Source organism: Pseudomonas sp. B20, from assembly GCF_020515755.1.
In the GTDB taxonomy this organism is placed as follows: domain Bacteria; phylum Pseudomonadota; class Gammaproteobacteria; order Pseudomonadales; family Pseudomonadaceae; genus Aquipseudomonas; species Aquipseudomonas syringae.
Genome location: NZ_JAHPJG010000043.1, coordinates 1 through 3,392 on the forward strand (window position 1 = coordinate 1; position 3,392 = coordinate 3,392).

Genomic DNA, 3,392 nt, shown 5'->3' on the forward strand with positions numbered 1-3,392 from the left:
GCTCCGGCTTTATGAGCGGGTTCTGGATCTGCGATAGCTTTTCCGCAGGCAGGGTTGTGGCGTACTGCCAGGCCTTTCGACCCATGCTGTCGTAACCGAAGCAACTGGTGAGTTTGCCTGGGTGCGATAGATCTCGCGATGGAGATCGTCGCGCTCCATGTCGCTGATCAGTTGGCCTACAGCAAGAGACATGTAGCACAGGTTCGCTCAGACACCGCTTCTTAAAGCTTCTGGCCTCGTTCTTTAAGAAGCGGCAGCCGAGCTCAACTGTAAAACCACCAAGTTTTTAAAAAGCAGTAATCCGACATACACGTCTAGCCGGATAGTACCCTTTCACTACTGCCTAACAATTAATCATGCTGTATGCACAAAAAACAGCCCGCTGCCTGAGCCATCTTTTTTCAAAAGAAGACATCCAACGGCATCAGTCAAATAAAATATATCTTTAAATGGCTCTGGGAAGTCTGAGGAGTACAGCTGCATTACAAACTCATACTCTTTCTGCAAGTCTGGAGGTAAAGCTATTCCATTAGGTGGGGTGTTCGTAAGCATTGAGAATACTGGATACTCATCATGGCCTACTTCTCTTTCTTTAAATTCCGTATGTGCTTTTGGAATTGATTCATTCGGACTGACTATTTCAGAATCAGAATTCCCCATAATTACTAGGGTATATCCACTCAATATCAGCTCTAGCTCAGAAGTATCGCCACTATACGTAACGTTATCGAGAAAATAATCAGAGCGACTGTAAGTTGAAAAGATATACAGTACACCTTCCTTGGGGATCGAGCTGAAGCCAGAAATTTTTTTGAGGTTAGCGCACTCTATAGTGGCAACTAACACAAGACTTTCTCCGTCTGGATTGGTCGGCCAGGCATTTAATTTTACTGAGCCGCCACCTATGATAATGCTAGAGCGCTCAGCGTTATCTGATGAAATAATTTCTTTAACCAGAACCATATTTGATTACCCACACCCATTGAGACTGCTATGAAATTTCTTGGCCATTTTTCTTAACGCTTTCACTCTAGACTTAGGAACCCCACTCTTCCGTAGCGCGCCTGAAGTGATGTCTAGCTCACGCTTTACAGATGATGCAAATTCATTCCTACCCAAACCTTGGCTCTCACGTATTTGCGCCTCATGCCAATGAGTACCACCAATACCTCTTGTATCTTTCATTGGGCCTCTAGTGTGATGATCTAGATCCAGCGCAATAGATGGATTTCCTGGAAGCCTGGTACTCTTCTCCGCAAGATTCTGCTGGACTAGATATTCGTGACGGAGGAGTTCGTGAGCTTGTAAACCATCTCCAACGTGAGTTGACCCGTTAAGTCCTCCATAGGTACCTAATTCAAAAAGCGTAGCTAAACCTTGCGGATCAATCCAGCCGATTGCACTTGGAGCATACTGGTAAAGGTTATACCCACCCAACAACCCAATCGGATCCTGCGTAGTAAACCGCCCAATCTCCGGGTCATAATACCGAAACGTGTTGTAATGCAGCCCCGTCTCGACATCAAAATACTGCCCCTGAAACCGCAGGTTCTGTTCAACCTCGTTCACCACCAGCTTTTCAACCGCACCCCAGGCCCGGTACTTGGCCTGCCAGACGATCTGCCCTTCGGCGTCGGTCATTTCCAGCGGTGTGCCGATCTGGTCGGTATGGAAGTAGTAGACTTTGTTCTCTACCTCGCCTTCTTTTTCATCAACGCGGGCCAGCGGCGCATAGCTGCCGGGCTCGTAGATATACAGGCTGCTCTGTCCCGGACTTTCCTCACGCAGCATCCTCAGGCCTTGCCAGAGGAAGCGTTTGTGGCCGGTATGGCCTTTGATCTCGGACTGTTTGGCGACTCTTCGGCCCAGGCTGTCGTATTGGTAGCTGCTGATACTTTCCACCTGCGTGTCAGCCATGGTCTCGGTTTTGACCAGGCGGTTTTCACAGTCGTAGGTGAAGGTCTGCCAGCGCACGATGCCGACGACTTTCTCGATCAGGTTGCCCCAGGCGTCGTATTTGTATTCGTGGTTCGCCCATTGTCTGAGGCGGTTGTCTTTAACGTGATCGAAGCGGCTGGTGTTGAAGTTCAGGCGGTTGGCCGCGGCGTCGTAGCGGAACTCTTCGCCGTCGACCACTCGACCGGTGTTGCGCGCCAGCAGCTGGCCGTTGGCTTCGTATTCGTACTGGGTTTCGCCGCGCAGTTTGTCGAGGGTGCGGCTCAGTTCGCCGGCCGGGTCGTATTCGTAGCGGCGGTGAATCGGGTTGTAGGCGTGTTCGACGTAAATGCCTGAGCAGTCCTGAAAGCGCACAACCTGAGCGAGGCTGTTCCACCACAGGTTTTTGGACTTAAGCGTCGGGTCGATGATGGTGTGCGGCAGGCCGTCCTCACCGTTGAGGTACTCGGTCTTGTGGCCCAGCGCATCGATCTCGCCCAGAAGATTGCCTCTGGAATTATAGAGAGACTTCCATTGGAGTAATAGACCTGAGTGATAACATGGCGGTACTGGTTTTCAAATCCACTATTCAATAAAATAAGAGGGCTAGTGGCTGAGGCAAAGTTGGCAGCCACTAGCATCGCTTGCTTTGTTATTAAAGAGCGTTAAGCCCAAGTAGCAGCAAAAAAGAATAAAGAGCACGCTCCATTTAACTCAAGCCTTGAGAATATGCTCTTTGAATTGCAGGCCCCGCACTTTATTAATCTCGCATAAATCTTTGACGCGAGCTGTGGCTAGTATAGTTGTAAAGTCCTCCTCCGCTCTAAAAACATCTACCCCTATATCGAGATCATCTTTAAGAAAGATTTCGGTGTATATTTTAGGCCCATCTGGTAGACAGCTCACAAGCGGCTCATTTTTTGATTTTTCTTTATCAAAAGCGCTAAGTCTTGAGTTGGGGTTAAAAAATTTATAGCCTTCATATTTCTTCCCGGCTATATATACGTTTGCGTCAAAAAATTGAACTCCAGAGACATTGGCCTCCAGTAATAATTTATGGAGTCTAGGGCTGATAAAGTTAGGGCCATCACTGAAGAAAAAATCGTATTTAAGGATCCCATTGGTGCTGGCTCTTGACGCTGAAGTAAACTCAACTAGTACATTCTCACCTATCTCCATTCCTTTTTGCAAAAAAATAGGGTCTTGACCTGTTAAGACCTTACTTTTAAACCAATAGCTCTCTGGATAAGAGCTAGATATATTTATAATGAAGATCTTAGCCACAAGCAATACCTCTCACAGACGCAGAATTTAACTTAGTAATACCAGATCGTAATCCTTTACGCTCATCCGCTATAATACCATTTACTACTTTTTCGTAATCTCCCTTATTCCAGCCATTGATCTTTCCATAATCACTAGCTATATTAAGCCGTTTCTCAATTCTGGCAGTGTAC

General features: G+C 47.3%; 3 protein-coding genes and 2 pseudogenes. All 5 read right to left on the bottom strand.

The window, feature by feature from the left end; all coding sequences use genetic code 11:
* Positions 1–177 (bottom strand): annotated as a pseudogene (locus LIX91_RS25665) (RHS family protein); the annotation flags it as partial.
* 177 nt (positions 178–354) lie between these two features.
* Positions 355–963, bottom strand: a complete 609-nt coding sequence (locus LIX91_RS25395; protein ID WP_004415231.1) for a DUF1963 domain-containing protein — start codon at positions 961–963, stop codon at positions 355–357.
* A 6-nt stretch (positions 964–969) separates the two neighbouring features.
* On the bottom strand, positions 970–2,310 hold the full coding sequence (locus LIX91_RS25400) for an RHS repeat domain-containing protein (protein WP_226489397.1): 1,341 nt from the start codon (positions 2,308–2,310) through the stop codon (positions 970–972).
* Between the two features lie 339 nt (positions 2,311–2,649).
* Positions 2,650–3,219, bottom strand: coding sequence for an imm11 family protein (locus tag LIX91_RS25405; RefSeq protein ID WP_226489398.1), 570 nt, complete (start codon positions 3,217–3,219; stop codon positions 2,650–2,652).
* Positions 3,212–3,392, bottom strand: a pseudogene (locus LIX91_RS25410) (hypothetical protein); the annotation flags it as partial. The pseudogene LIX91_RS25410 and the gene LIX91_RS25405, both read right to left, overlap by 8 nt.

Excerpts from the sequence above, each read along its gene's own strand:
- LIX91_RS25395 (WP_004415231.1), bottom strand. The coding sequence starts at position 963 with ATGGTTCTGGTTAAAGAAATTATTTCATCAGATAACGCTGAGCGCTCT.